Source organism: Streptomyces sp. NPDC057002 (assembly GCF_042673825.1).
Taxonomy (GTDB): Bacteria; Actinomycetota; Actinomycetes; order Streptomycetales; family Streptomycetaceae; genus Streptomyces.
The window spans coordinates 541,047-565,782 of record NZ_JBHURZ010000005.1 but is presented as its reverse complement, the minus strand read 5'-3'; the positions used below and the strand labels follow the sequence as shown (position 1 = coordinate 565,782).

The following is a 24,736-nucleotide window of genomic DNA, read 5'->3' as shown; positions in this document are numbered from 1 at the left end:
CACGTATTCGACACGGCCACCCGCAAAAACCCGGTAACAGCCGGACAGCCCCGGAGCCCGCCCTTGATCATCAAGAGGGCCTCCGGGGCTTCACCATGCCGTCTGGCATGCACCCTGACCAGCAAAAAGCCCTCCCGAACGGGAGGGCGGAGACTTGCGCCCCCGGCAGGACTCGAACCTGCGGCCAAGCGCTTAGAAGGCGCCTGCTCTATCCACTGAGCTACGGGGGCCGGGTGTGGTGGCCTCTGTCGTGGTGCCCTGGTGTGGGCTGATCCGTGACGTTGCCGGGGACAAGGATAGGGCTCCCGCGTCCTTGTCCCTGTTGCTTCGCCTCCGTGGCTCGATGTGGAGGTTCGGTGAAGCGGTCCTGATAATCGCAGGCAGGTACGAATCGTGCACCGCTTTTGGCGTCAGAGGCATCGGGTGTTGTGCACTCGTTATGCCTGGAGTGTGCCTGTGTCCCAGTCGCCCCTTCCATCCCTTGTGTCCTGTCGGCGCGCAGACATGCTCATATGCTTCAGAATTCCCCTAAAATTGGGCATTCTTCGCATGTGGTGACCTTGGACGTAAGGCCTCAGCTGCTCGACGCACTCTCCGCCCTGCGCGACCGTGTCGCCGCCGCACGCTTCCCGCTGCCCCTGGCAGGGGCCCCACGCGCGCGTGCCAACCGCGATGAACTGCTCGCGCAGCTCGACGACTACTTGGTGCCCCGGTTGCGGGAGCCCGAAGCACCGCTTCTGGCCGTCGTGGGCGGATCGACCGGAGCCGGGAAGTCGACGCTGGTCAACTCTCTCGTAGGGCGGCGGGTCAGCGAGGCGGGCGTGCTGCGGCCGACGACCCGGACCCCCGTACTGGTCTGCCATCCGGAGGATCATCACTGGTTCGGCGGGATGAGGGTGCTGCCCGATCTCACGCGCGTGTGGGCACCCCAGCGGAACGACACGGACGACCTGCTGCTCCCCGGCGAGGACCCCGCGCGCGTGCTGCGCATCGAGAGCGCCGACACGCTGCCGCCCGGCCTCGCCCTGCTCGACGCGCCTGACATCGACTCCCTGGTCTCCGACAACCGCGTCCTGGCCGCCGAGCTCATCTGCGCGGCCGACATCTGGGTCATGGTCACCACGGCCGCCCGCTACGCCGACGCCGTGCCCTGGCACATGCTGCGCACCGCCAAGGAGTACGACGTCACCCTCGTCACCGTCCTCGACCGGGTGCCCCACCAGGTGGTCGCCGAGGTGTCGCGGCAGTACGGGGCGCTGCTCACCAAGGCCGGTCTCGGACATGTGCCGCGGTTCACCGTGCCCGAGCTGCCCGAGTCGGCCTTCGGCGGCGGTCTCCTGCCGGTCACCGCCGTCGCCCAGCTGCGCACCTGGCTGATCCACCAGGCCCAGGAGCCGCAGGCCCGGCAGCAGGTCCTGGCCCGCACGGCGTACGGCGTCCTCGATTCGCTCAAGTCCCGGATGCCCGAGCTGGCCGGCGCCGCAGCCGCGCAGTACTCGGCCGCGCTGCGGCTCACCAGCGCCGTCGAGGGGGCGTACGACAGCGAGCACAAGCGCGTGCGGGGCCGGTTGCAGGCCGGGGCGGTGCTCGCCGGGGACGCGCTCAAGCGGTGGCGTGCCTTCCCCCTGGACTGCACCGCCGGTGAGCTCCTCGACGCGCTCGTGGAGAGCCTCAGCGCCCTGTTGCTGTGCGCCGTCACCGCCGCCGACGAGCGCGTCGACGACGCCTGGCGGCGTGAACCGGCCGCGGCCGCGCCGGAGCTCGCGCCGCGCGATTCCGCGGCGGAGAGCGCCGAGCACCGGATCGGGCTGGCCGTACGGCGGTGGCGGCGGGAGCTCGAGGAGTACGCCGAGGACGAGGTGAGCGAGCTCGAGCGCAACGCCGCGCCCGACCCCGAGCTGGTCGCCGCCCTGGTCGCCACCGGCCTGCTGGGCGGCCGCCGGGGCCGGATGGCGGGGGAGGGGCTCGCCGAGCGGATCGGCGCCCACGGCGCACTGCGCCTGCGCGACCGGGCCGGCCGGCTGCTCACCCAGCACGTCGACCGGGTCCTGTACGCCGAACGCGAGCGCCGGCTCGCCCCGCTCGACGCGCTCGACGTCCACCCCGAGCACCAGGCCGAACTCATCGCCGCGCTGTCCGTACTGCAGAAGGAGAGGTGACCGGTGACCGCCGTCACTGACCAGGACCACACCGAGCACGCCGATCAGCCGGGCGACAGGGACAAGGCAGGATCCGCCGGGAGCCCCTCCGCGCGCACCTCTCAGGCCGCCCAGCAGGAGCGCGCTGGCAATGACCCCCACGCGCGCGTGGGAGTCAACGACCCCCACGCGCGCGTGCAGGACGCCCGTACGGACTCCACGGGTGCCTGGGACGACGGGCTCATCGCGCGCCGCGTCAATGAGACGCCCGACGGAGGCCAGTTCGCCGTCGCGGACAGCAGGTCCGCCGCCCCGCCCGCGATGAGACCACTGGTGTACGACGGGCTGTTGCGCTCGCGTCTCGAAGCGCTGCGCGAACTCGTGGGGCTCTCCCGCACCCGGCTCGACAGCAGGACGCTGTCGGAGGCGGGCCGGGTGCTCGACGAGGCGTCCGCACGGCGCAGGCTCTCCGGCCAGCACACCGTCGTCGCCATCGCGGGCGCCACCGGCAGCGGCAAGTCACAGCTGTTCAACGCGCTCGCCGGCGTGGCCATCTCGGAGACCGGAGTACGCCGTCCCACCACCGCGGCGCCCATCGCGTGCAGTTGGAGCGACGGGGCGGCGAGCCTCATCGAACGGCTCGGCATCCCGCCCCGGCTGCGCCGGCGGCCGTTGCCGACCGCGGACGCGGAGTCCCGGCTGAACGGGCTGGTCCTGATCGACCTGCCCGACCACGACTCGGCGGCCGTACAGCACCGCGAGCACGTGGACCGCATCCTGGCGCTCGTCGACGCGGTCATCTGGGTCGTCGACCCGGAGAAGTACGCCGACGCCGTCCTCCATGAGCGCTATCTGCGGCCGATGGCGGCCCACGCGGAGGTCATGTTCGTGGTCCTCAACCAGATCGACCGGCTGCCCGGGGAGGCCGCCGATCAGGTCCTCGACGATCTGCGGCGACTCCTTGACGAGGACGGCATCGCCCTCGGGGAGTTCGGCGAACCGGGTACGACCGTGCTCCCGGTGTCCGCGCTCACCGGGGAGGGCATCGGGGACCTGCGCGAGGCGCTCGGCCAGTTCGTGGGGGAGCGCGGGGCGCCGGGCCGCCGCGTCTCGGCCGATGTGGACGTAGCGGCGGCACGGCTGTGGCCCGTCTACGCCACCCGGCGGCGGACGGGGCTCAGCGAGCAGGCCCGGGAGGAGTTCGCGGACCGGCTCGCCGACGCGGTGGGCGCCACGGCGGCGGGCGAGGCGGCCGAACGGGCGTGGCTGCGCAACGCCAACCGCGCGTGCGGTACGCCCTGGCTGCGGTTGTGGCGCTGGTACCAGGACCACGGCGAGGCCACCACGGGCCGGCTGCCCTCGCGCACGCAGGCCGACGAGGAGGCGACCGCGCGACAGCGCGTCGAGCAGGCGGTCCGTACGGTGGCCGACCGAGCCTCGGCCGGGCTGCCCGTGCCCTGGGCGCAGGCGGTGCGCGAGGCGGCCGTCCGCGGTTCCCAGGGGCTGTCCGAGGCGCTGGACGAGCTGACCGTGCGCGCGGGAGTGCCGACGGGGCGGCCGCCGCGCCCGGGGTGGTGGCCGGTGGCCGTGCTGTCCCAGGCGTCCATGACGATCCTTCAGTTCCTGGGCGGCCTGTGGCTGCTGGGCCAGATCTTCCAGATCATGTCGCCGAATCTGGGCGTGCCGGTGCTGCTGATGGTGATCGGCATCGTCGGCGGTCCGCTGGTCGAGTGGAGTTGCCGGATGGCGGCCCGCGGCCCGGCCCGTCGCTACGGACTGGAGGCGGAACGCCGACTACGCAAGGCGGCGGCCGGGTGCGGAAGGGCCCGGGTGCTGGATCCGGTGGCGGCGGAGCTGCTGCGGTACCTGGAGGTTCGGGAGCAGTACGGGAGGGTGGTGGGGGCCGGGCGGTGACGGCGAGGGCGTGGCGGCTGTGACGGGCCGCATGCGCGGGTACGGCGAGGGCGGCGTCCGGTCGGGCGCCGCCCTCGCCGCGTCCGTGTCCGGCTTGGTGTCGGGTTCGGTGCCGGGTTCGGTGTCGGGCTTGGTGTCGGGCTTGGTGTGTGCTCGGCGGCGGGCCAGGCGTGTGGTTCGGCGTCGGGCTAGGCGGCGGGCTTGGCATGTGGCTCGGCGTCGGGCCAGGCCGCGGGCTCGGCGTGTGGCTCGGAGTCACCCGCCGGGGTGGCGGAGTTGTCCACAGGCAGACGGTGATCCACAGCGCTCAGCGGGCTCGGCCCGGCCCCGGCAGTCTGGCGGACACAGCCGTACGGGACGGACCCGTACGAAGGTCGGCCCGGTGTCGCAGTCCGGGCGAGGGAGGGGTTCGCGATGAACGAGACGATGGTCTGCGCGGTCGGCAGGGTGGCGACGCAGCCGGTGTACCGGGAGATGGCGTCCGGCCCGTCGGCGAGGTTCCGGATGGCCGTGACCGCGCGCTACTGGGACCGCGAGAAGAACACATGGACGGACGGGCACACCAACTTCTTCACGGTGTGGGCCAACCGCCAGCTCGCCACGAACACGGCGGCATCGCTGACGGTGGGCGAGCCCGTGATCGTGCAGGGCAGGCTGAAGGTGCGGACCGATGTGCGCGAGGGGCAGAGCTGGACCTCGGCGGACATCGACGCGGTCGCGATCGGCCATGATCTGGCCTGGGGCACCTCCGCTTTCCGGCGCGGAGGCAAGCCCGAGACGGCCGCCTCTCCGGCTTCACCGGAGCCCAACTGGGAGACACCGCCGGACGATTCAGCGGTGCGCTCGGACGCGTCCGCTCAACGACAGTCGGAGCCAGCTGTCTTGACGTGACGTCAGTCACCACCGCTCTGTCCGAACTGCGGCTTATCGGCGAGTGCGCACCATGCGACCGGGGGTGGATTTGTCGATAAGCCCTGCCCGTAAGGGATCTTGGCGATAACGATTCCGAGTCGGATCACTCATCCCGACCGTCTGACCGGCGGGCGGGGTCCGACGCCTCCCTAGGATGCCGGACATGGTTCTCGGGGCTCGCGATGCCCGTGAGACTTCTGATTTCTGCTGGTGGGACCGTACCCCCCACATCAACGGGTCCTGCTCGAAAGGAAATTTGGTGTTTGCTTCGTTCTCGGCGGTGTTCGTACGCAGGCGAGGGGCGGCCCGCCCAGGCGCCGCGACGCTGGTGTCCGGGCTCGTCGCCGCGGGCGTGCTGGCCGGTGCCGGCCAGGCGTCCGCCGACGAGACGACGCAGGGTGAGGGCGGGGCGACCGCGACCATAGCCGGACTCAAGACGTACGGCACCGCGGTGATACACGGCGGCACCGGGGACCAGCAGGTGTCGGCAGGCCTGTTCGAGATGTCCGTCGAGGGCGGCGGCATGCTGCAGACGTACTGCGTCGACCTCCACAACCCCACGCAGCGGGACGCCAGGTACCACGAGACGCCCTGGGGCGGCACGTCCCTGGGCGCCAACAAGGACGCCGGCCGGATCCGCTGGATCCTGCAGAACTCCTACCCGCAGGTGAACGACCTCGCGGCGCTCGCGCGGAAGGCGGGCGTGCGAGGTGCGCTGACCGAGCAGGACGCGGCATCCGGCACACAGGTGGCGATCTGGCGCTACTCGGACGACGTGGCCGTCGACGCGCTCGACCCGCAGGCCGAACAGCTCGCGGACTACCTGGAGAAGAACGCGCGGAATCTGCCCGAGCCCCGGGCCTCGCTCACCCTCGACCCGCCCGCGGTCTCCGGCCGCCCGGGCGAGCGGCTCGGCCCGGTCACGGTGCACACCAACGCGAGCGGCGTGTCGGTGGCGCCGCCCGCCGACGCCGCCACGAGCGGGGTGCGGATCGTCGACAAGCAGGGCAGGGCGATCACGTCCGCGGCCGACGGCGGGCAGGTGTTCTTCGACGTGCCCGAGGACGCGGCGGCGGGCACGGCCGAACTGACCGTGCAGGCCTCGACCACCGTGCCGGTCGGCCGGGCCTTCGCCTCCGAGAGCCGGAGCCAGACGCAGATCCTGGCCGGCTCCAGCGAGTCGACGGTGTCCGCGACGGCCGGGGCGAGCTGGGCGAAGCAGGGTGCGATACCGGCACTGTCGGCGGCGAAGAACTGCGACAAGGGCGGCGTCGACATCCTCGCCTCCAACAAGGGCGACGAGCCGTTCACCTTCGAACTGGCAGGCCTTGAGCACACCATCGCCGCGGGCGAGACCAGGACGGTGACGGTCCCGCTCCAGGAGGACCAGGCGTACGACTTCACGATCCATGGCCCCGGCGGCTTCACCCAGCGCTTCACGGGCGTGCTGGACTGCCAGACCCACAGCAGCGAGACGGGCACGGCCACGCAGACCCTGAGCGAACCGAGCCCGGCCACGGTGGGCGGCACGGCCACCGACACCAACCTCGCCGAAACCGGCTCCTCCGTCGTCACCCCGCTCATCACGGGCATCGCCATCACCTTGGTCGTCATCGGCGGGGCAACCCTGATCGTCCTCCGCCGCAAGTCGACTCCGACGAGCGACTGACCGGCCTGGACGGGCACGGGCCTGTGGCGGCTCGACAGGGACGCCACAGGCCCTCACACTGACTCGCGGCTCAGATGCACCAGCCCTTCGATGGAGTCCAGGCTGATGCCGACGGCACTGTCGCCGGGACAGCCGACTGCATCGTGATGCCGAACCTCACCCGCGGCGGTCGGGGCGATCCTCTTCGTGGAGAACGTCGTGGTCGCCGCCCGCTTCAAGCGGCGTGGCGTCGGGCGGCAGCTGATGGAGGCGGCCGTGCGGCTGGGTGAGTGCGCCGGCTGTCACAAGGTGCAGCTGCTGGCCGCGGACGACGCGTACGTCCACAGCTTCTACGAGGCGTGCGGCTTCAAAGCCCTGGCGCAGGGGTTTCGCCGCTACGTCGAGTAGCCGCGCGCATCCGCGCGGGGGAACCGAACCGATCGCCCTGACGTGTTCCAGTGCGGGGGTGGTGGTTCACGCTGCGATCCGATCAAGATCGAGGCAAGGCCGGTGCGGATGTCAGTGCCGGCAGCGATACTTGCGGTGACGGATGACCATGGGGGAGGTCACATTGACACACCTGCCGAAGAGCAGTTCACCACCACGGGGCCACAGCACGCCCATTCTCCCGGCCGTTCCGGCGCAGCCGGCACCACCGTCCAGGCCCCCCGGCAGCGGCTCAGCCGCCTCCCCACCCCCGGCGCCCCGCCGCACCGCCTTCGCGGAGGGCCTCGACCAGCTCCGCGCCGCCGCCACCACAGAGCCCGGCCGCCTGCGCATCATCGGCGCCCTCCTGGCCCTCCTGGTCGTCGCCTTCGGCGCCGTCACCGCCTGGCAGATGACCGACCGCGCGGCCGCCGCCGACGACGTCCTCACCAGCAGTCAGCCCCTCAGCTCGGACGCGGCCGACATCTACCGCTCCCTGGCGGACGCCAACACCGCCGCCTCCAGCGGCTTCCTCGCCGGCGGCCAGGAATCGGCCGCCTCCCGCGACCGCTACGAGCAGGACATCCGCACGGCCGCCGACAAGCTCGTCAACGCCGCCGCCAACGCCGACCCGGACTCCCCGTCCACCGCGACGATCGCCAAGCTCAACAAGCTCCTCCCGGAGTACAAGGGCCTGGTCGAACGCGCCCGCACCTACAACCGCCAGGGCTTCCCGGTGGGCGGCGCCTACCTCCGCTACGCCAACGAGAAGATGCAGCAGCAGATGCTCCCGGCGGCGGAGGACTTGTACAAGAAGGAGAACCAGCGCCTGCGCGCGGACTACGAGGACGCCACGCCCTACCCCTGGGCGGCCATCGCCCTGGGCCTCGCCGCCCTGGCCGCCCTCGCCTGGGCCCAGCACCGCAACTACCGGCGTACGAACCGGGTGCTGAACCACGGCCTGGTCGCCGCCACAGCCACCGCGACGGTGGTCCTGCTCTGGCTGGTCGTCGGCCACAGCATCGCCCGCGCGGGCCTGAACGACTCCTACGACCACGGCGTCCGCTCCCTGAATGTGCTGCACGACGCCCGCATCGCCTCCCTCAAGGCACGGGGCAACGAGAACCTGACCCTGGTGGCGCGCGGCGCCGAGACGAAGAAGGTCGGCGCGCAGACCTACGACGCCTACGACTACGACTTCCGCACGGACATGGCCGACCTCGGCAAGTACCTGGCGGATGCCGCGAACCTCGCCGACGACACCTCGGGCGAACAGCCCGTCACCGCCGCCGTAGGCAACATGACGGAGTGGAAGAAGCGCCACACCGCGGCCCGTGAGCAGGACGAGAACGGCAACTACCAGCAGGCGCTGGACCGGGTCATCGGCACCAAGGGCGCGACCGGCGAGTGCTTCGACAGCGTCGACGCGAACCTCCGCACGGCGCTCGCGCACGAGGAGACCGAGTTCAAGCGCGCGGCCGACGACGGCAGGGACGCCCTGACGGGCCTGTCGGCGGGTGCGGCCGTCCTCGCGGTCCTGGGCGCCGCGGGAGCGGTCCTGGGCATTGGCCGCAGGCTGTCGGAGTACCGATGAACGGGGCGCGGGAGACAAGGGGAGACGTGAAAGGGGGCGTGAGCATGCGAGCACGACGTCTGCGGGCCAGCCTGAAGGGCTGGGGAGGGGTGGCGACGATGGCGGTCGTCTGCGCCCTGGTGGCGGTCTTCGCGCTGTGCGTCCCGCTGTCCGGACCGGGCATCGGTGACGGCCGGGCCGTCAGCCAAGCCTCCCAGGCCACGGTCGAAAAGGCCGAAGAGGACTGCGAGGCCCCCGAGAAGCAGACGCTGTCCCCCTCCTCCGCCGACGGCGACACCATCAAGGCGATCAAGGACCGAGAAGGCGAGAAGCGCAAGCTGATCGTCGGCGTCGACCAGAACAGCTACCGCTGGGGCTACCGCAACCCCAACAGCGGCAAGACCGCGGAGCTCGAGGGCTTCGACATCGACCTGGTCCACCGCATCGCCGAGGACATACTCGGCGACCCGGACGCCGTCCAGTTCAAGGCGATCCCCACCGATCAGCGCATCCCGGCGATCCGGGACGGACGCGTGGACATGGTCGTCCGCACGATGACGATCAACTGTGACCGCATCACGGACGTCGCCTTCTCCGCGCCCTACTTCAAGACGGGCCAGCAGGTCCTCGCCCCGAAGTCCTCGCCCGTCAAGGGCTACGACGACACGCTCGCGGACCGCAGGATCTGCACCGCGGCCGGCTCGACGGCGTACTCCACGCTGGAGGCCGACCAGAAGGACGGCAAACTCCCCGCCAGCACCGACATCTCCACGACCGTTCCGAACCAACTCGACTGCCTGGTACGGCTCCAGCTCGGCGAGGTCGACGCCGTGGTCACCGACGGTGCCCTCGCCGCGAGCCAGGCGGCGCAGGATCCGACGGTCCAGCTCAAGGGCGACGCCTTCACTGCCGAGTACTACGGCGTGGCGATGAAGAAGGACGCCGACGATCTGGTACGCCGGGTCAACCAGATCCTGGTGGACTACCGCAAGGACACCGCGAACGGCTGGCAGGCCTCGTACGACAAATGGCTGTCGGCGACACTGGGCAAGGATGCGAAGAAGTCGGAACCTCCGGCTCCGCAGTACCTCCGCAGCACCTGACCTGACCACTCGACCGACACCCCGACCGCAAACCCCAACCACCAACCCCAACCACCAACCTCAACCACGAACCCAACCGGCACTACCGCAGCGAGAGGTGATCGATGGGCGTCACGGGATCCACCGGGCCGGTGATGGACCGGGACGAGGTGGACCGTGCGCTGGCGCGGCTCGGCGCGGAGCACGAGGCGATCGAGACCTCGCTCCTCGCCCTGCAGGACCACGCGGGCCGCAGACTCCTGGAGGGCGCGGAGCTCACCGGCGTCACCCAGGAGCGCTGGACGTCCACGGAGGCGTCGATCACGCTGCTGTGGACGTACTTCGACGCGTACACGGACGCCCTGCGCACCGCCCGCGACATCCGCTCGCGCCGCCGCTGGTCCAGCCGCGAGGACCTCGTGGAACTGACGGAACTGCTGAACGGCGAGTCCGTCACCGTCGCGGGCAGCGCCACCGCGACCGCCAACGCCCCCACTCTGCACGGCTCCGCGAACAAACTCAGCGAGCGCTACTCGCTCACCACCCTCGTCGACCGGATGAACGAGCTGTACGCGACGAGCCTGGACATGGTCGTCGCCGCCGACGCGGTCTGGTCGGCACTGCCCGCCCGGATCGACCTGCTGGCGGCCGAACTCCAGCGCACCCGCCGGCTCGCGCACTCGGTGGGCGTGCGCCCCGGCGAGCACCCGGCGGGCGACGACCTGGAGCGCATCACGCGCACCCTGACGAAGCTGCGCGAGCAGGTCGTCTCGGACCCGCTGGAGTTCTGGCTGGCGGCGGAGGGCAGTTCGGCCCCGGGAGGGGGCCGGCCGGACACCACGGTGTACGACCGTGAGGCGCGTGCCCTGGAGGACGTCCGCCGGGAGATCGACGCGGTCCTGACGGTCCGGCAGGACGCCGAGAAGCGGATCGTCAGGCTGCGGGACCTCCTCAGCCGCGCCGACCGCACACTGGCCGAGGCGCGCACCGCCCGCGGCGAGGTCCTCGCGAAGATCGCGGCGACGGAGGTGCCGGTCGTCAGCGGACCGCCGACGGTGTTGCAGGAGCAGGTGGCGGCGGCCGCGGAGTACCGCAGGCAGGGGCAGTGGCACCGCCTGTCCCCGCTGCTGGAGTCGCTGGAGCAGAAGGCGGAGGACGAACTGCTCCGCGCCCGCGAGTCGTTGACCGCGGTCACCGCGCCCTTGGCGGTCCGGGCCGAGCTGCGGGGCCGGCTCGACGCGTACAAGGCGAAGGTCGCGCGGCACGGCTTCGCCGAGGACGCGCTGCTGGTGGAGCGGTACGAGAAGGCGCGCCGCATGCTGTGGAGCGCCCCCTGCGATCTGCGCGCCGCCGAAGGGGCCGTGCTGCGCTACCAGCAGGCAGCCCTGGAGCTCCTCGGCGGCCCGCGAGTGCCGGATCAGGGCGTACGCGAGGACGACCGGAGGGGGCCGGGCGCATGAGCGACAAGGGGGAGTCCATGACCGAGGCACGCACCTGTCAACGCCCCACCTGCACGGGCACCTACGAAGACGTGGGCGGCGGCGAGCTGTACTGCGACACCTGCGGCCTCGCCCCGGTCGTCGCAGCGAACGGCATGGTCGCCTCGCCCCCCACCGGCATCACCGCCGGCGGCAAGGGCGGCTCGCGCGGCTCGGGCGCGAGTGGCAGCTCCCGCTCCAGCAGCCGCAGTTCGCGTACGTCGTCCCAGTCGTCGAAGTCCCGCCGCTCGGTGTCGGGACGCCTCTCGCGCTCCCTGTCGGGCAAGTCGACGAGCCGCTCGGTGTCGGTGCGCAGTTCCGGTTCCGGCGCCGGTTCCTCGTCCCGGGGCCGGCTGGGCGCAGGGCTGGTGCAGGTGCCGCCGATCCCGCGGCCCGACCCGCGCGAGATGGTCCTGGACAATCCCGAGGTGCCCGAGCGGAAGAGGTTCTGCTCGCGCTCCGACTGCGGGGCTCAGGTGGGCCGGGCGCGCGGTGACCGGCAGGGGCGCACGGAGGGGTTCTGCACCAAGTGCGGCCACCCGTACTCGTTCGTACCGAAGCTCAAGTCCGGTGACATCGTGCACGGCCAGTACGAGGTGGTCGGCTGCCTCGCGCACGGCGGCCTGGGCTGGATCTACCTCGCCGTCGACCGGGCGGTCTCGGACCGCTGGGTGGTCCTCAAGGGCCTGCTGGACACCGGCGACCAGGACGCGATGGCCGCGGCGATCTCCGAGCGGCGCTTCCTCGCGGAGATCGAGCACGCCAACATCGTGCGGATCTACAACTTCGTGGAGCACCTGGACCAGCGCACGGGCTCCCTCGACGGCTACATCGTCATGGAGTACGTCGGCGGCAAATCGCTGAAGGAGATCGCCAACGGCCGCCGCACGGCGCAGGGCAGACGCGATCCGCTGCCGGTGGAGCAGGCCTGCGCGTACGGCATCGAGGCGCTGGAGGCGCTCGGCCATCTGCACAGCCGCAACCTGCTGTACTGCGACTTCAAGGTCGACAACGCGATCCAGACCGAGGACCAGCTCAAGCTGATCGACATGGGCGCGGTGCGCAGGATGGACGACGAGGAGTCGGCCATCTACGGCACGGTGGGCTATCAGGCGCCGGAGGTGGCCGAGGCCGGCCCGTCGGTGGCGAGCGACCTCTTCACCGTCGCCCGTACGCTCGCCGTCCTGACCTTCGACTTCCAGGGCTACACGAACGTCTACGCGGACTCCCTGCCGGACCCGGACCACATCGAGGTCTTCCGGCAGTACGAGTCGTTCTACCGTCTCCTGGTCCGTGCCACCGACCCGGACCCGGCCCGCCGGTTCGCCTCCGCGCAGGAGATGACCGAGCAGCTGACGGGCGTGCTGCGGGAGGTCGTCTCACTCCAGACGGGCCGGGCCCGGCCCGCCCTGTCCACCCTGTTCGGGCCCGAACTGCGGGTCACGGACACGGAGCTGTTCCCGAGGCTGGACGGTGAGGTGTCCCGGCTGGGGGCGCGGGTGGTGCGGACCCGGCGCGGTTCCCCGACCGCGGTCGCGCTGCCCGCGGCCGCGCCGTCCGCCGCCCCCGGCCCGGCCGCAGCTCAGCTCACCGCCGGCGGGGAGCAACTCCAGGCCCAGCGTGCCGCCGGCGCGCAGCAACCCCACGCCCCGCTTCCCCCCGGCCTCGTCAGAGCCGTCGACGCCCCCGCCGCCACCCTCGCCCTGCCCGTTCCCCGGGTCGACCCGTCCGACCCCAACGCCGGTTTCCTGGCGGGCCTGATGACCTCCGCGCCGGCCGAGCTGCTCGGAGCCCTCGCGGCGGCCCCGGCCCCGTCGACCGAGACGCGGCTGCGGCAGATCCGGGCCTGGCTGGAGACCGGTGAGCCGGCCGCCGCGCTGGAGGCCCTGGTCGCGCTGGAGGGCGAGCGGCCCGACGACTGGCGGGTGGTCTGGTACCGGGGCGTGACCGCGCTGGTCACCGGCGACGACGAGGGCGCCGCGCTAGCCTTCGACGCGATCTACGACGCCTTCCCCGGCGAGATCGCGCCCAAGCTGGCGCTGGGCCTGTGCGCGGAGGTGCTGGGCCAGCTGGACAACGCCGCCGAGTACTACCGGCTGGTGTGGTCGACCGACCCGAGCTATGTGAGCGCCGCGTTCGGGCTGGCCCGCGTACAACTGGCCACGGGCGACCGGCACAGCGCCGTGCGGACGCTGGAGTCGGTCCCGGAGTCCTCCATCCACTACACGGCCGCGCGTGTGGCTGCCGTACGGGCGCGGCTGAGGCAGCGCACGGCGGCCGCCTCAGACGTACCGTTCCTGGAGGATCTCACGGCCGCCGCGGCGCAGGTCGAGGCGCTGGAGGCGTACGGTCTGGACCCGGCGCGGCGGGAGCAGTTGTCGGCCGAGGTCCTCGGCAGCGCCCTGGACTGGGTACTCTCCGGGGGCCAGGGTTCCGTCCCTCCCGCCGCCGGGGGACGGACGCTGCTCGGCAGCGGCCTGGACGAGCGGGGCCTGCGTTTCGGCCTGGAACGCTCGTACCGCACGCTGGCCCGGCTGGCGCGGGGCGGCGAGGAGAGGATCGACCTGGTGGAACGTGCCAATCGTTACCGCCCCCGGACGTGGGTGTAGTTGATGTCGCAGATGCCCCAGTTGTCCGCCTGCCCGAGTTGCGAGGAACCCCTCGAATCGGGTGACCGTTTCTGCGGCGCGTGCGGATATGACCTGTCCGCCGTGCCCGAACGGCCGCAGGACAACCCGACCATCACCATGAACGGCTCGGTGCCCGCCCAGGGCGCTCCGGCCGGTGAGTATCCCGAGCGCCCGCCGGCGCCACCCGCCGGCGCGCCCTGGCCCGCTCCAGGGCCGGCGGAACCTCAGGCCCCGGCCCCGGTCGGGCCCATGCCACCGGAGGCGACCCCGGCCGCCGGCGTCCGGTTCGACCGGCGGCCCGACAGCCCCGCCGCGCCGCCGGAGACGTATCAGACCCAGCACGATCAGACCCAGCACGATCAGGCCCAGCCCGAGCAAACCCAGCCCGATCAGATGCAGCCCGACGAGTACCTCCTCCAGGCACCGGACCCGCGGGTGTCCGCCGAGCCCGCGGCCCCGGCCGCCGGCGCCGGCGGCAAGGTCTGCGTGGCCTGCCGTGCCGGCCGCGTGGACGACGACGGCTACTGCGAGAACTGCGGCCACGCCCAGCCGCGTGAACGGGACCACATGGAGCAGGAGTCCGGCCCGGTGGCCGCGGTCAGCGACCGCGGCCTGCGCCACCACCGCAACGAGGACGCGTTCGCCATCGGCACCACCGCGCTGCCCGACGGCACTCCCGCCTCCGTGGCGATCGTCTGCGACGGCGTCTCCTCGGCGACCCGTCCCGACGACGCCTCCCAGGCGGCGTCGAGGGCCGCGAGCGAGGCGGTGCTGGCCGCCCTGCCGCGCGGCGCGCACCCGCAGCAGGCGATGCACGACGCGATCGTCGCCGCCTCACGCGCCGTCAACTCACTCGCCGACGAGCCCGCCACGGCGCGTGAGCAGGCCCCGCACCAGAACGCCCCGGCGTGCACCATCGTCGGCGCCGTGGTGACGTCCGGCCTGCTGATCGTCGGCTGGGTCGGCGACAGCCGTGCCTACTGGGTCCCGGTCGACCGGAGCGCTCCCCCCGCCCGGCTCACCGAGGACGACTCGTGGGCCGCGCAGATGGTCGCCGCGGGCCTGATGAACGAGGCCGAGGCCTACGCTGACGAGCGCGCCCACGCGATCACCGGCTGGCTCGGCGCGGACGCCTACGAGCTGGAGCCGCACACCGCCGCGTTCAAGCCGGACCGGCCGGGCGTGGTGGTGGTCTGCACGGACGGGCTGTGGAACTACGCGGAGGCGGCCGAGGAGATGGCCCGGGTCCTCCCGGTCGACGCCGCCGCGCATCCGCTGCACAGCGCCCGGGTGCTCGTCGGCCACGCCCTGGACGGCGGGGGCCACGACAACGTAACAGTGGCCCTCGTGCCGTTCCCCGCCGTGCCCCAGGGGGCAGGATCGGCCTGAGGCCACGTACGGGGACGCCTCGGCGGACCGGAGGGGACCGGTCCGCCTACCGTCATCACCCCGCTCCGGTGGGGGCTTTCGAGGGGGATCGAAGCAGGCATGGCCATTTTCTCGAAGTCGAACGTGCCGCAGTTCTCGGTGGACGTGTACCAGAACGAGTACCTGCCGGAGAGCGCCGTCGAGGTCAACGCCATCGTCACGGTGACGGCGACCGGCGGCGGCACGATCGGCAGCGCGGTCGCGGCTCCCCACCTCTACTCGCCCGGCCAGGGCCCGTCCGCGGCCGTGGCGGTCATGGTCGACTGCTCGGGGTCGATGGACTACCCGCCGACCAAGATGCGCAACGCCCGGGACGCCACGGCCGCCGCGATCGACACCCTGCGCGACGGCGTGCACTTCGCGGTGATCGGCGGGACGCACGTGGCCAAGGAGGTCTACCCGGGCGGCGGGCGCGTCGCGGTCGCCGACGCGACCACCCGCGAGCAGGCCAAGCAGGCGCTGCGCTCGCTCAGCGCGGGCGGCGGCACGGCCATCGGCACCTGGCTGAAACTCGCCGACCGCCTGCTGTCCTCCGAGGACGTCGCCATCCGGCACGGCATCCTGCTCACCGACGGCCGCAATGAGCACGAATCGCCCGAGGATCTGAAGGCCGCGCTCGACGCGTGCGCCGGGCGTTTCACCTGTGACGCGCGCGGCGTGGGCACCGACTGGGAAGTGAAAGAAGTCACAGGGATCGCCTCCGCCCTGCTCGGCACCGCGGACATCGTCGCCGATCCGGCCGGGCTCGCCGCCGACTTCACACAGATGATGGAGACGGCGATGGGGAAGGAGGTCGCGGACGTCTCCCTGCGGCTGTGGACCCCGGTCGACACCACTGTGAAGTTCGTCAAGCAGGTCGCGCCGACGGTCGAGGAACTGACCGGCAGGCGCACCGAGGCGGGCCCCCGCGCGGGCGACTACCCCCTTGGTTCCTGGGGAGACGAGTCCCGTGACTACCACGTCTGTGTCGAGGTCCCGGCCGCGCACATCGGGCAGGAGATGCTGGCGGCGCGGATCTCGCTGGTCATTCCGCAGCCCGACGGCAGTGTCCAGAACCTCGGCGCGCAGGGCCTGGTGCGGGCCGTGTGGACCGACGACATGGTCGCCTCGACGTCGATCAACCCCCAGGTCGCCCACTACACCGGGCAGGCCGAACTGGCACAGGTCATCCAGCAAGGCCTGGACCTTCGTAAATCGGGGGATATGGATGGAGCAACGGCCAAACTGGGCCGGGCCGTTCAGCTCGCGAGTGCCTCCGGGAACGCTGATACTGCGAAACTGCTTGCGAAGGTGGTGGACGTGGTCGATGCCGCGACCGGTACTGTGCGACTGAAGGCGAAGGTTCAGGAGGCCGACGAGATGACGCTCGAGACCCGGTCCACCAAGACCGTTCGTGTAAAGAAGTGACCTAGAAGAGATCGAAGGAGGGACGGGCCGACATGCCGACCTGCCCGAACGGACACCAGTCGGGTTCCGACGACTGGTGCGAGGTCTGCGGTCACCGCATGGCGGGTGCCGTGCCTCCGCCCCCTCCACCGCCCCCGCCCGGCGGCTACGGCTTCCCGCCCCCCGGCGGCCCGGGGGGTCCCGGAGGCCCTGGCGGCCCCGGTGGCCCGCCCGGCGGTCCCGGTGGGCGCCCTCCGCACCTGTCCGCAGTACCGAACGCCGAGCCGGAGCTCTGCCCGCAGTGCCGTACGCCGCGTGAGGGCGGCGCACCGTTCTGCGAGGAGTGCCGGTGGAACTTCCTGACGAACACGGCGACTTCGTACACCCCCGCGGCCCCGCCCCCGCAGGCGCCCGGCCCGGGCGTGCGTTTCCAGCCTCCGGGCCAGCCCGGTCCCGGCCCGTCGGGTCCGTCCTACGGCGGCGGTGACTCGTACGAGTACCAGGGCTCCCGCCCGTCGCAGATGAACCGTCCGGCCGAGCCGATCCCGCCGTTCGGCAGCGATCCCTCGGGCCCTCCGCCGCCTCCCGGCGGCGGTTTCCCCGGACCGGGCGGCGCGCCCGGCCCCGGCGGTTACCCCGGCCCCGGCGGCCCTCCCGGACCTGGTGGGCCTCCCGGCCCCGGCGGTCCCTCCGGTCCTGGCGGTCCCCCCGGCCCCGGCGGTCCCTCCGGTCCTGGCGGTCCCCCCGGCCCGCCCGGATTCGGTGCCGACCCCTCCCGGCCGTTCCCGCCGCCGCCCGGCCCCGGCGGACCTGGTGGCCCCGGCGGTCCCGGTGCGCCCGGTGCTCCGCAGGGCTTCCAGCAGTCCGGCCCGCCGGCCCCGCCCGGATTCCCGCAGGAGACCCAGCGGCCGTCGCAGGGCGGTCCGTTCGGCGGCGGTGACGAGGACTGGGTGATCTCCCCGCCGACCACCGGCCCGGGCGGCCCTGGTGGCCCCGGTGCCGGTCAGGGCGGCGGCTACGGCTTCCCCCCGCCCGGCGCCACCCAGGCCCCTCCCGGTCAGGGCGGTGGCTACGGCTACCCGCAGCCCGGCGCGACGCAGGCTCCTCCCGGCCCCGGCGGCTTCCCGCAGCAGCCCCAGGCGCCGCAGGGACCCGCGACCTGGACCGCGACCATCGGCCCGGACCGCGACTACTTCATGGCGATGATGCAGCGCTCCGGCCCCGAGGCCGCGGGCCTGAACCTGCCCGCGTACTCGCCCGAGCAGCAGCGCACGCTCACCGGCAACCAGATCACGATCGGCCGCCGCCGGCACTCCACCGGCGACACCCCCGACGTCGATCTGGCGGTGCCGCCGGAGGACCCGGGCGTCTCGCACCAGCACGCGGTACTGGTCCAGCAGCCGGACGGCAGCTGGGCGGTCGTCGACCAGAACTCCACGAACGGCACGACGGTCAACGGCTCGGACGAGCCGATCCAGCCGTTCGTCCCCGTTCCGCTGCAGGACGGTGACCGGGTGCACGTCGGCGCCTGGACGACGATCACGATCCGCCGGGGCTGAGCCCCACCGGGCTCAGGAAGGGAGGGGCCAGGCGTACGGCCCCTCCGGGTCGTCCAGCCAGGCCCACTCGTGGTCGCCGCTGACCGTGATGCCGTAGCGCTCCCGCTGCGGCATGCCCTCCTGCTCCCACAGCGCGTGCGCCTCCTGCGGATCGAGGCTGCCCCGGGTCAGCGTCAGCAGGAAGCGGAACAGGTCGTCCTCCCTGGCCCGGCGCGGCACCCCGCCCAACTGGGCGGGTTCACCCCAGGGCCGGCTCACGCCGCGCAGCGGCACGAAGTAGGCGGGCGTGTGCAGGAACCGCCCCTCGGCATGCCCGGCGTCGCTCACCGTGAGCACGATCAGGCCGGTGCCGAGCGGCATGAGGATCCGGCCGCCGGGACGGCTCTGCGCCAGCCAGGCGCGCGGCACGGTGCTCAGGGCGCAGGTGGCGATGATCCGGTCGAACGGCGCACGCTCGGGCACACCCCGGGCGCCGTCGCCGGTGACGACCACCGGGTGGTACCCGGCCGCGGCCAGGTGCCGGCGGGCCGACTCGGTGATCTCCGGGTCGAGGTCGACGGTGGTGACCCTGTCGTCGCCCAGCCGGTGGGCGAGCAGCGCGGCGTTGTAGCCGGTGCCGGCGCCGATCTCCAGGACCGCGTTCCCGTCCCTCACGCACAGCGCGGCCAGCATGTCCGCCATCAGGGAGGGCTGGCTGCTGGAGGAGAGCAGTTCGCCGTCGCGCAGCCGCGTCGCCAGCGGGGTGTCCTCGTAGGCACCACGCACCCACCGCTCACGCGCCCGGGGGTCGGGGCTCTCGCCCCAGCGCCGTTCGTAGCCGCCCGCTACGCCGACGTAGTAGTACGGCACGAAGAGATGGCGCGGGACCGCCGCGAACGCCTCGCGCCAACCGGGGTCGGCGGCCCAGGCCCCGCTCGCGTCGATCCGGCGCACCAGCGCCGCCCGCACGGAGGCGGCGAGCCCGTCCGGGTCCCTGTCGGGAGCATGCCCGCCCATACCCCCACAGTAAGGGCAGCGGTGCCGGGCAGTGGGCCGGTCCTAGGCCTTCCGTCCTATGTCCTCGCGTCTGAGAGCATGGAGGGCGTGAATGAGATTCGGCGCGGCACGCTTCAGGAGCAGACCTTCTACGAGCAGGTCGGCGGGGAGGAGACCTTCCGTCGGCTCGTTCACCGTTTCTACGAGGGAGTAGCCGAGGACCCGCTGCTGCGGCCCATGTACCCCGAGGAGGACCTGGGCCCGGCCGAGGAGCGCCTGGTGCTGTTCCTCATCCAGTACTGGGGCGGTCCGACGACGTACAGCGACAACCGCGGCCATCCCCGTCTGCGGATGAGGCACGCGCCCTTCACGGTCGACCGTGCGGCGCACGACGCCTGGCTGAAGCACATGCGGGTCGCCGTCGACGAACTCGGGCTGTCCGAGGAGCACGAGCACACGCTGTGGAGCTACCTGACGTACGCGGCGGCCTCGATGGTGAACGCGCCGGGCTGATCCGCGGGGGAGGGGGCGCGGTGGTCAGCGGACGCTGACGTCCAGCGCCCCGAGCCCGGCACGTCGTACGGCGATCGACCCGTACGGCGTGCGCAGCCGGAGCCACGCGCCCGAGGAGAACAGCCCCAGCGGCACCCCCGGCCGCAGGAAGCCGAGCGACTGCGCGGCGTGCACCACCCGCACGGGGAGACCGGTGTCGCCGACTGTACGGGACCAGATGTCCCGCCCGATCCGGTCCAGCTCGGCCCTGGTGCGCCGATCGGACGGCAACTCCTGCGTACGGGACCGGAACTCGGCGACCACGGCGGCGACCAGGGACCGCAGGGCGTCCGGCGCCGGCAGCCCCGGCTCGGCCCGCCAGCCGCCGCGCGGCGGCAGTACACCGGCCCACGGCGGCCCGGTCACGGCACCCGGAACGACAGCCGTTGCAGCCTTCTCGTCCACCGACTCCAGCAGCTCACCGGCGGACACGGTCACGTCGAGCGTGACGTCCAGCCCGTTCTCGTACGGCTTCGCCAGCCGCACCGCGCGCACGGCCAGCACCTCGAAGGACGGCGGCCGTCCGAAGACGGCCAGTGCGGTGCCCGCGGCCTGCAGGCGCACCGCGGCTCCACGGTCGTAGTGGAGCAGCCGGGAGAGGAAGGCCGCGAGATCCGCCGCCTCCCCCTCGTCGACGAGGTGCAGGACCGTCATGCGGCGACGGCCTCCTCCTCGGTGTCGTCCGTGTACTCCTGGAGGAACTCCCGCTCCTCCGCGGTGATCCGGCGCGGACGCTGTGCCTCGAAGTCGAACGGCACGACCACCGTCGAGGCCCGGACGTAGACCACGTCGTCGTCCTTCACCTCGTAGGTGATGGTGAAGGACGCCGCCCTGATCTGGGTGATCCACAGCTCGATGTCCACCGGGTGGTGCCGGTGGACGAGCTGCCGCTTGTAGTCGATCTCATGGCGTGCCACCACCGACCCCTGCTGGAAATCCTTCTCCGGCCGGAAGAGGAAGTCGATACGGGCTTCCTCCAGGTAGCGCACGAAGACCGCGTTGTTGACATGGCCGTACGCGTCCATGTCCGACCAACGCAGCGGGCAGCGGTAGATGTGCCGCAAGATCGATCAGCCCCGGGTCAGCTTCTTGTAGGTGGCGCGGTGCGGACGGGTGGCGTCCGGGCCGAGCCGCTCGATCTTGTGCTTCTCGTACGATTCGAAGTTGCCCTCGAACCAGAACCACTTGGACTCGCCCTCGTAGGCGAGGATGTGCGTGGCGACCCGGTCCAGGAACCACCGGTCGTGGGAGACGACCACGGCGCAGCCGGGGAACTCGAGCAGCGCGTTCTCCAGGCTGCTCAGGGTCTCGACGTCGAGGTCGTTGGTCGGCTCGTCGAGGAGCAGCAGGTTGCCGCCCTGCTTGAGGGTGAGCGCGAGGTTCAGGCGGTTGCGCTCACCGCCGGAGAGCACCCCGGCCGGCTTCTGCTGGTCCGGGCCCTTGAAGCCGAAGGCGGAGACGTAGGCACGGCTGGGCATCTCGACCTGGCCGACGTTGATGTAGTCGAGCTCGTCGGAGACCACGGCCCACAGGGTCTTCTTCGGGTCGATGTTCTCGCGGCTCTGGTCGACGTACGAGATCTTGACGGTGTCGCCGACCTTGATGGAACCGGCGTCCGGCTCCTCCAGGCCCTGGATCATCTTGAACAAGGTCGTCTTACCGGCGCCGTTCGGGCCGATGATGCCGACGATGCCGTTGCGCGGCAGCGTGAAGCTGAGGTCGTCGATGAGGACCTTCTCGCCGAAGGCCTTGCTGAGGTTGTTGATCTCGACGACGACACTGCCCAGACGCGGGCCCGGCGGGATCTGGATCTCCTCGAAGTCCAGCTTCCGCATCTTCTCGGCCTCGGCGGCCATCTCCTCGTAGCGGGCCAGACGCGCCTTGGACTTGACCTGACGTCCCTTGGCGTTGGACCGCACCCACTCGAGCTCTTCCTTCAGACGCTTCTGCCGCTTGGCGTCCTTCTGGCCCTCGACCTTGAGGCGGGCGGCCTTGGTCTCCAGGTACTTCGAGTAGTTGCCCTCGTAGGGGTAGAGGCGGCCGCGGTCGACCTCGCAGATCCACTGGGCGACGTTGTCGAGGAAGTACCGGTCGTGGGTGACCGCGACGACGGTGCCCGGGTACTTGGCCAGGTGCTGCTCCAGCCAGTTCACCGACTCGGCGTCGAGGTGGTTGGTGGGCTCGTCGAGCAGCAGCAGGTCGGGCTGCTCAAGCAGCAGCTTGCACAGCGCGACGCGGCGGCGCTCACCGCCGGACAGGTTGGTGACGGGCCAGTCGCCGGACGGGCAGCCCAGCGCGTCCATGGCCTGCTCCAGCTGGGCGTCCAGGTCCCACGCATTGGCGTGGTCGAGGTCCTCCTGGAGCTTGCCCATCTCCTCCATGAGCGCGTCGGTGTAGTCGGTCGCCATCTGCTCGGCGATCTCGTTGAACCGGTCGAGCTTGCCCTTGATCCCGGCGACACCCTCCTGGACGTTCTCCAGGACGGTCTTGTCCTCGGTCAGCGGCGGCTCCTGCTGGAGGATGCCGACGGTGTAACCGGGCGTGAGGAAGGCGTCACCGTTGGACGGCTGCTCCAGACCCGCCATGATCTTCAGGATCGTCGACTTGCCGGCGCCGTTCGGGCCGACGACGCCGATCTTCGCTCCCGGGTAGAAGCTCGTCGTCACGTCGTCGAGGATCACCTTGTCGCCGTGCGCTTTGCGCGCCTTGCGCATGGTGTAAATGAACTCAGCCAAGAGAAACCGTCCGGCAGCTTGAAACTGGCAGTGGGCAGATACACCCCATCTTGCCGTACCGCCACCCCTGGGTGGAAACGCGTATAGCAGCGCGGGCCTGACCTGGGTCTTTGTGATGGACGGCTGAGACTCGCCTGTCACTGTCGGTCGCCGCTGGTTGGCCTCGGGCGCCCTCGCACGGCCCAGAGACGGCCCAGGACAGGAAGTGTCGCCTGCCCTGCCACGTCGGACTATGGTGCGGCCGTGACAAGCGCAGCGGAGCGCCCAGGTGTCCGTCGAACAAGGGAACCCCTTGCTTGGGCGCCTTGCCCCTGATCTTGGATCGCGCCTCACGGCCCTGGACTGTGATCCCGTGTGGGCTTCGACATGGATCGAAGAGGCAAACGAGGCCGTCGCCCCACGCATCGGACTACCAAGGCTGCCCGTCGTCGAGTGGCCGGACGCCGAGGCCGACGCCGACCGCAGTCCGCGGGACCTTCACTGGAAGACCCCTCGTCTCGTCGAGTGGGCGAAGTGCCGGCCGTTCATCTGGGTTGACGACGAGATCAACAGCATGGACCGCCTCTGGGTCGCTGCCCAGCATCCTGGTCCGTCACTTCTTCATCGCGTCGACCCGACCAAAGGCCTGGAAGACGCCGACTTCTCCGTGTTCGCCGATTGGCTCGGCGCGCTGAGAGCCAGCCGAGGGGCAGGCGCTTAGAAGGCGCTTGGTGGGCCGGGTGTCACTTTGCTGCTGACCTGCTGCTCTTCCGTCCCTGGGGGTTTCGTCGATCGGCCTTCGACACGCATTCGACTTCGACATCGGGCAGGGGCAGGGTTGAGGGTCTGCTGTGAAAGTCTTGGACCCTCGCAACCCGCGCGACCAGCATCGCGGCGCAGACTTAACCTCTTGCCTCCCGGAGCAGGTCTGCGATTTAATGGCAAGTTTCCCACACGAGAGGCGACGGCACATGAAACCGGAAGACTCGGCACTCCTGCGGGATGCAGTAAACAAGCCTGATGACCTCTGCGTGAATGTCGTTGCCTCCGTCTTCCGATTGCAGTTATGCCGTTCACTTCTTTTTAGTGCCTGAGGTGCACGGGGGAGAGAAGGGTACTTGTGGAAGGCTCTCCTTCCATTGCTCGCGGGTGATATTTTCTGCCACTTGGCACACTCGGGTGATGGGGGAATAGCCGCTCATCGTCCACAACCGTACTGTGAAGTCCTCGCTTGCGCTGGCCAATGTATTCTCGTCAGGACTCAGGTCGAGTGACGTGACTCCTGCGAGGTGACCGACAAGGGGTTTCCCTATCCGTAGAGGAGCTGTTAAGTCGCTGGAATCCCAAACCCGCAGCGTCTTGTCTTGGCTGGCAGCATAAAGCCGCTTCCCGTTACGATTGACCAGGACCGAGTTAACGATTCCAGCGAACCCGGCTAGGGAAGAAGTATTTTTGGGGTGTACGGGATCCATGACGTTCCACAACCGCACTATGTTGTCGCTCCCACTGCTGACTAGCGTGTGCCCGTCTGGAGTGAAAGCCACGGAGCTGACGGGCGCGGCGTGACCGGTCAGTCGTTCACCCAATTGCTCGACGTGGGCGCGGTCGGTGACGTTCCACAACCTCACTGAAATGTCATTGCTGGCGGTTGCCAGAGTGCGGCCGTCTGGACTGAAAGCGGCTGACCAGACTCCGTCGGTGTGGCCGATAATGGGTGCGCTCCAGGGGCGGGGGTGAGCCGTGTCGGTGAGATTCCAGAGTCTCACCGTCTTGTCTTGGCTAGTGCTAGCCAGAGTTCTCCCATCTGGGCTGAACACCACGTATGTGGCAAGGTTGGTGTGGCCGCGAAGGGGATTTCCCAGCGGTTTGGGACGAGAGCGGTCAATGAGATTCCAAAGCCTCACGGTCTTGTCGGCGCTGGCGCTGGCTAATGTGCGCCCGTCGGGGCTGAAGGCGACAGAGTAGACGGCGCTGTCGTGGCCTTTGAGCGGTTCACCTAACGGCGCAGGACGAGCGGGATTGGCCATGTTCCACAACCTGACGGTCCCGTCCTGGCTGGCACTGGCCAACGTGCGGCCGTCTGGGCTGAAGCCGACGGAGTAGACATGCCCCGAGTGGCCAGTCAGTACGCTCCGAGGTCTGCTCCACAACCGGACCGTGCCATCGGTGCTGGCACTGGCCAGCGTGTACCCGTCTGGACCGAACGCGACAGAGGTGACAGGACCGTCGTGGCCTTTGAGCGGTTCACCTAACGGCGCAGGACGAGCGGGATTGGCCATGTTCCACAACCTGACGGTCCCGTCGTGGCCGGCACTGGCCAG

At 71.0% G+C, this 24,736-nt stretch carries 18 protein-coding genes, 1 tRNA gene and 1 pseudogene; 14 read left to right on the top strand and 6 right to left on the bottom strand.

The genetic code is table 11. The features are described from left to right. Positions 1–157: 157 nt before the first annotated feature. Positions 158–230, bottom strand: a tRNA-Arg gene (locus ACFT32_RS26680). Positions 231–551: 321 nt separating this feature from the next. Between ACFT32_RS26680 and ACFT32_RS26675 the strand changes: the two genes are divergently transcribed. The 12 genes from ACFT32_RS26675 to ACFT32_RS26620 all read left to right on the top strand — a co-directional run bounded on the left by ACFT32_RS26675 (position 552) and on the right by ACFT32_RS26620 (position 18,174). Then, positions 552–2,159, top strand: a complete 1,608-nt coding sequence (locus tag ACFT32_RS26675; RefSeq protein WP_382493978.1) for a dynamin family protein — start codon at positions 552–554, stop codon at positions 2,157–2,159. 3 nt (positions 2,160–2,162) lie between these two features. Then, positions 2,163–4,052, top strand: a complete 1,890-nt coding sequence (locus tag ACFT32_RS26670) for a GTP-binding protein (RefSeq protein WP_382493975.1) — start codon at positions 2,163–2,165, stop codon at positions 4,050–4,052. 414 nt (positions 4,053–4,466) lie between these two features. Beyond that, a complete protein-coding gene (locus tag ACFT32_RS26665) occupies positions 4,467–4,943 on the top strand; it encodes a single-stranded DNA-binding protein (protein WP_382493972.1) in 477 nt (158 codons plus the stop codon). 280 nt (positions 4,944–5,223) lie between these two features. After that, positions 5,224–6,633, top strand: a complete 1,410-nt coding sequence (locus ACFT32_RS26660) for a Cys-Gln thioester bond-forming surface protein (protein WP_382493969.1) — start codon at positions 5,224–5,226, stop codon at positions 6,631–6,633. A gap of 186 nt (positions 6,634–6,819) precedes the next feature. Continuing rightward, a complete protein-coding gene (locus tag ACFT32_RS26655; protein ID WP_382493966.1) occupies positions 6,820–7,020 on the top strand; it encodes a GNAT family N-acetyltransferase in 201 nt (66 codons plus the stop codon). Positions 7,021–7,183: 163 nt separating this feature from the next. Continuing rightward, positions 7,184–8,632 (top strand): hypothetical protein, encoded by a 1,449-nt coding sequence (locus tag ACFT32_RS26650; protein ID WP_382493964.1) that lies wholly within the window; start codon positions 7,184–7,186, stop codon positions 8,630–8,632. A gap of 44 nt (positions 8,633–8,676) precedes the next feature. Then, positions 8,677–9,714 carry a glutamate ABC transporter substrate-binding protein gene (locus ACFT32_RS26645; protein ID WP_382493961.1) on the top strand — a complete coding sequence of 346 codons (1,038 nt, stop codon included), beginning with the start codon at positions 8,677–8,679 and terminating at the stop codon, positions 9,712–9,714. A 104-nt stretch (positions 9,715–9,818) separates the two neighbouring features. Then, a complete protein-coding gene (locus tag ACFT32_RS26640) occupies positions 9,819–11,153 on the top strand; it encodes a hypothetical protein (RefSeq protein ID WP_382493958.1) in 1,335 nt (444 codons plus the stop codon). Between the two features lie 17 nt (positions 11,154–11,170). Next, positions 11,171–13,780 (top strand): tetratricopeptide repeat protein, encoded by a 2,610-nt coding sequence (locus ACFT32_RS26635; protein WP_382494659.1) that lies wholly within the window; start codon positions 11,171–11,173, stop codon positions 13,778–13,780. Positions 13,781–13,783: 3 nt separating this feature from the next. Further along, positions 13,784–15,190 carry a PP2C family serine/threonine-protein phosphatase gene (locus ACFT32_RS26630; RefSeq protein WP_382493956.1) on the top strand — a complete coding sequence of 469 codons (1,407 nt, stop codon included), beginning with the start codon at positions 13,784–13,786 and terminating at the stop codon, positions 15,188–15,190. Between the two features lie 99 nt (positions 15,191–15,289). Then, on the top strand, positions 15,290–16,636 hold the full coding sequence (locus ACFT32_RS26625) for a VWA domain-containing protein (RefSeq protein WP_382493954.1): 1,347 nt from the start codon (positions 15,290–15,292) through the stop codon (positions 16,634–16,636). A 32-nt stretch (positions 16,637–16,668) separates the two neighbouring features. Next, complete coding sequence (locus ACFT32_RS26620; protein ID WP_382493951.1) at positions 16,669–18,174, top strand: FHA domain-containing protein; 1,506 nt, start codon at positions 16,669–16,671, stop codon at positions 18,172–18,174. 12 nt (positions 18,175–18,186) lie between these two features. On the opposite strand, the gene ACFT32_RS26615 is transcribed toward ACFT32_RS26620, so the two are convergent. Next, the gene (locus ACFT32_RS26615) at positions 18,187–19,170 is read right to left on the bottom strand and encodes a methyltransferase domain-containing protein (RefSeq protein WP_382493948.1); all 984 of its coding nucleotides are present in this window, start codon (positions 19,168–19,170) and stop codon (positions 18,187–18,189) included. Between the two features lie 78 nt (positions 19,171–19,248). On the opposite strand from ACFT32_RS26615, the gene ACFT32_RS26610 reads away from it, so the two are divergent. After that, the gene (locus tag ACFT32_RS26610) at positions 19,249–19,662 is read left to right on the top strand and encodes a globin (RefSeq protein ID WP_215121340.1); all 414 of its coding nucleotides are present in this window, start codon (positions 19,249–19,251) and stop codon (positions 19,660–19,662) included. Positions 19,663–19,686: 24 nt separating this feature from the next. Here ACFT32_RS26610 and ACFT32_RS26605 read toward each other — a convergent pair whose 3' ends face one another. The 3 genes from ACFT32_RS26605 to ettA are packed head-to-tail and all read right to left on the bottom strand — an operon-like array spanning position 19,687 to position 22,436. Further along, a complete protein-coding gene (locus tag ACFT32_RS26605) occupies positions 19,687–20,355 on the bottom strand; it encodes a hypothetical protein (protein WP_382493946.1) in 669 nt (222 codons plus the stop codon). Then, the gene (locus ACFT32_RS26600) at positions 20,352–20,765 is read right to left on the bottom strand and encodes an acyl-CoA thioesterase (RefSeq protein ID WP_382493943.1); all 414 of its coding nucleotides are present in this window, start codon (positions 20,763–20,765) and stop codon (positions 20,352–20,354) included. Before ACFT32_RS26600 ends, ACFT32_RS26605 begins: the two co-directional genes overlap by 4 nt. Positions 20,766–20,771: 6 nt before the next feature. Further along, on the bottom strand, positions 20,772–22,436 hold the full coding sequence (gene ettA / locus ACFT32_RS26595) for an energy-dependent translational throttle protein EttA (RefSeq protein ID WP_382493940.1): 1,665 nt from the start codon (positions 22,434–22,436) through the stop codon (positions 20,772–20,774). 277 nt (positions 22,437–22,713) lie between these two features. On the opposite strand from ettA, the pseudogene ACFT32_RS26590 reads away from it, so the two are divergent. Continuing rightward, positions 22,714–23,136 (top strand): annotated as a pseudogene (locus ACFT32_RS26590) (hypothetical protein); the annotation flags it as partial. 352 nt (positions 23,137–23,488) lie between these two features. Here the strand turns inward: ACFT32_RS26590 and ACFT32_RS26585 are convergent. Continuing rightward, on the bottom strand, positions 23,489–24,736 hold a 1,248-nt coding region (locus ACFT32_RS26585), incomplete at its 5' end, for a WD40 repeat domain-containing protein (protein WP_382493937.1).

Excerpts from the sequence above, each read along its gene's own strand:
- ACFT32_RS26615 (WP_382493948.1), bottom strand. The coding sequence starts at position 19,170 with ATGGGCGGGCATGCTCCCGACAGGGACCCGGACGGGCTCGCCGCCTCC.
- ACFT32_RS26640 (WP_382493958.1), top strand. The coding sequence starts at position 9,819 with ATGGGCGTCACGGGATCCACCGGGCCGGTGATGGACCGGGACGAGGTG.
- ACFT32_RS26665 (WP_382493972.1), top strand. The coding sequence starts at position 4,467 with ATGAACGAGACGATGGTCTGCGCGGTCGGCAGGGTGGCGACGCAGCCG.
- ACFT32_RS26605 (WP_382493946.1), bottom strand. The coding sequence starts at position 20,355 with ATGACGGTCCTGCACCTCGTCGACGAGGGGGAGGCGGCGGATCTCGCG.
- ACFT32_RS26620 (WP_382493951.1), top strand. The coding sequence starts at position 16,669 with ATGCCGACCTGCCCGAACGGACACCAGTCGGGTTCCGACGACTGGTGC.
- ACFT32_RS26635 (WP_382494659.1), top strand. The coding sequence starts at position 11,171 with ATGACCGAGGCACGCACCTGTCAACGCCCCACCTGCACGGGCACCTAC.
- ACFT32_RS26610 (WP_215121340.1), top strand. The coding sequence starts at position 19,249 with ATGGAGGGCGTGAATGAGATTCGGCGCGGCACGCTTCAGGAGCAGACC.
- ACFT32_RS26630 (WP_382493956.1), top strand. The coding sequence starts at position 13,784 with ATGTCGCAGATGCCCCAGTTGTCCGCCTGCCCGAGTTGCGAGGAACCC.
- ACFT32_RS26645 (WP_382493961.1), top strand. The coding sequence starts at position 8,677 with ATGCGAGCACGACGTCTGCGGGCCAGCCTGAAGGGCTGGGGAGGGGTG.
- ACFT32_RS26625 (WP_382493954.1), top strand. The coding sequence starts at position 15,290 with ATGGCCATTTTCTCGAAGTCGAACGTGCCGCAGTTCTCGGTGGACGTG.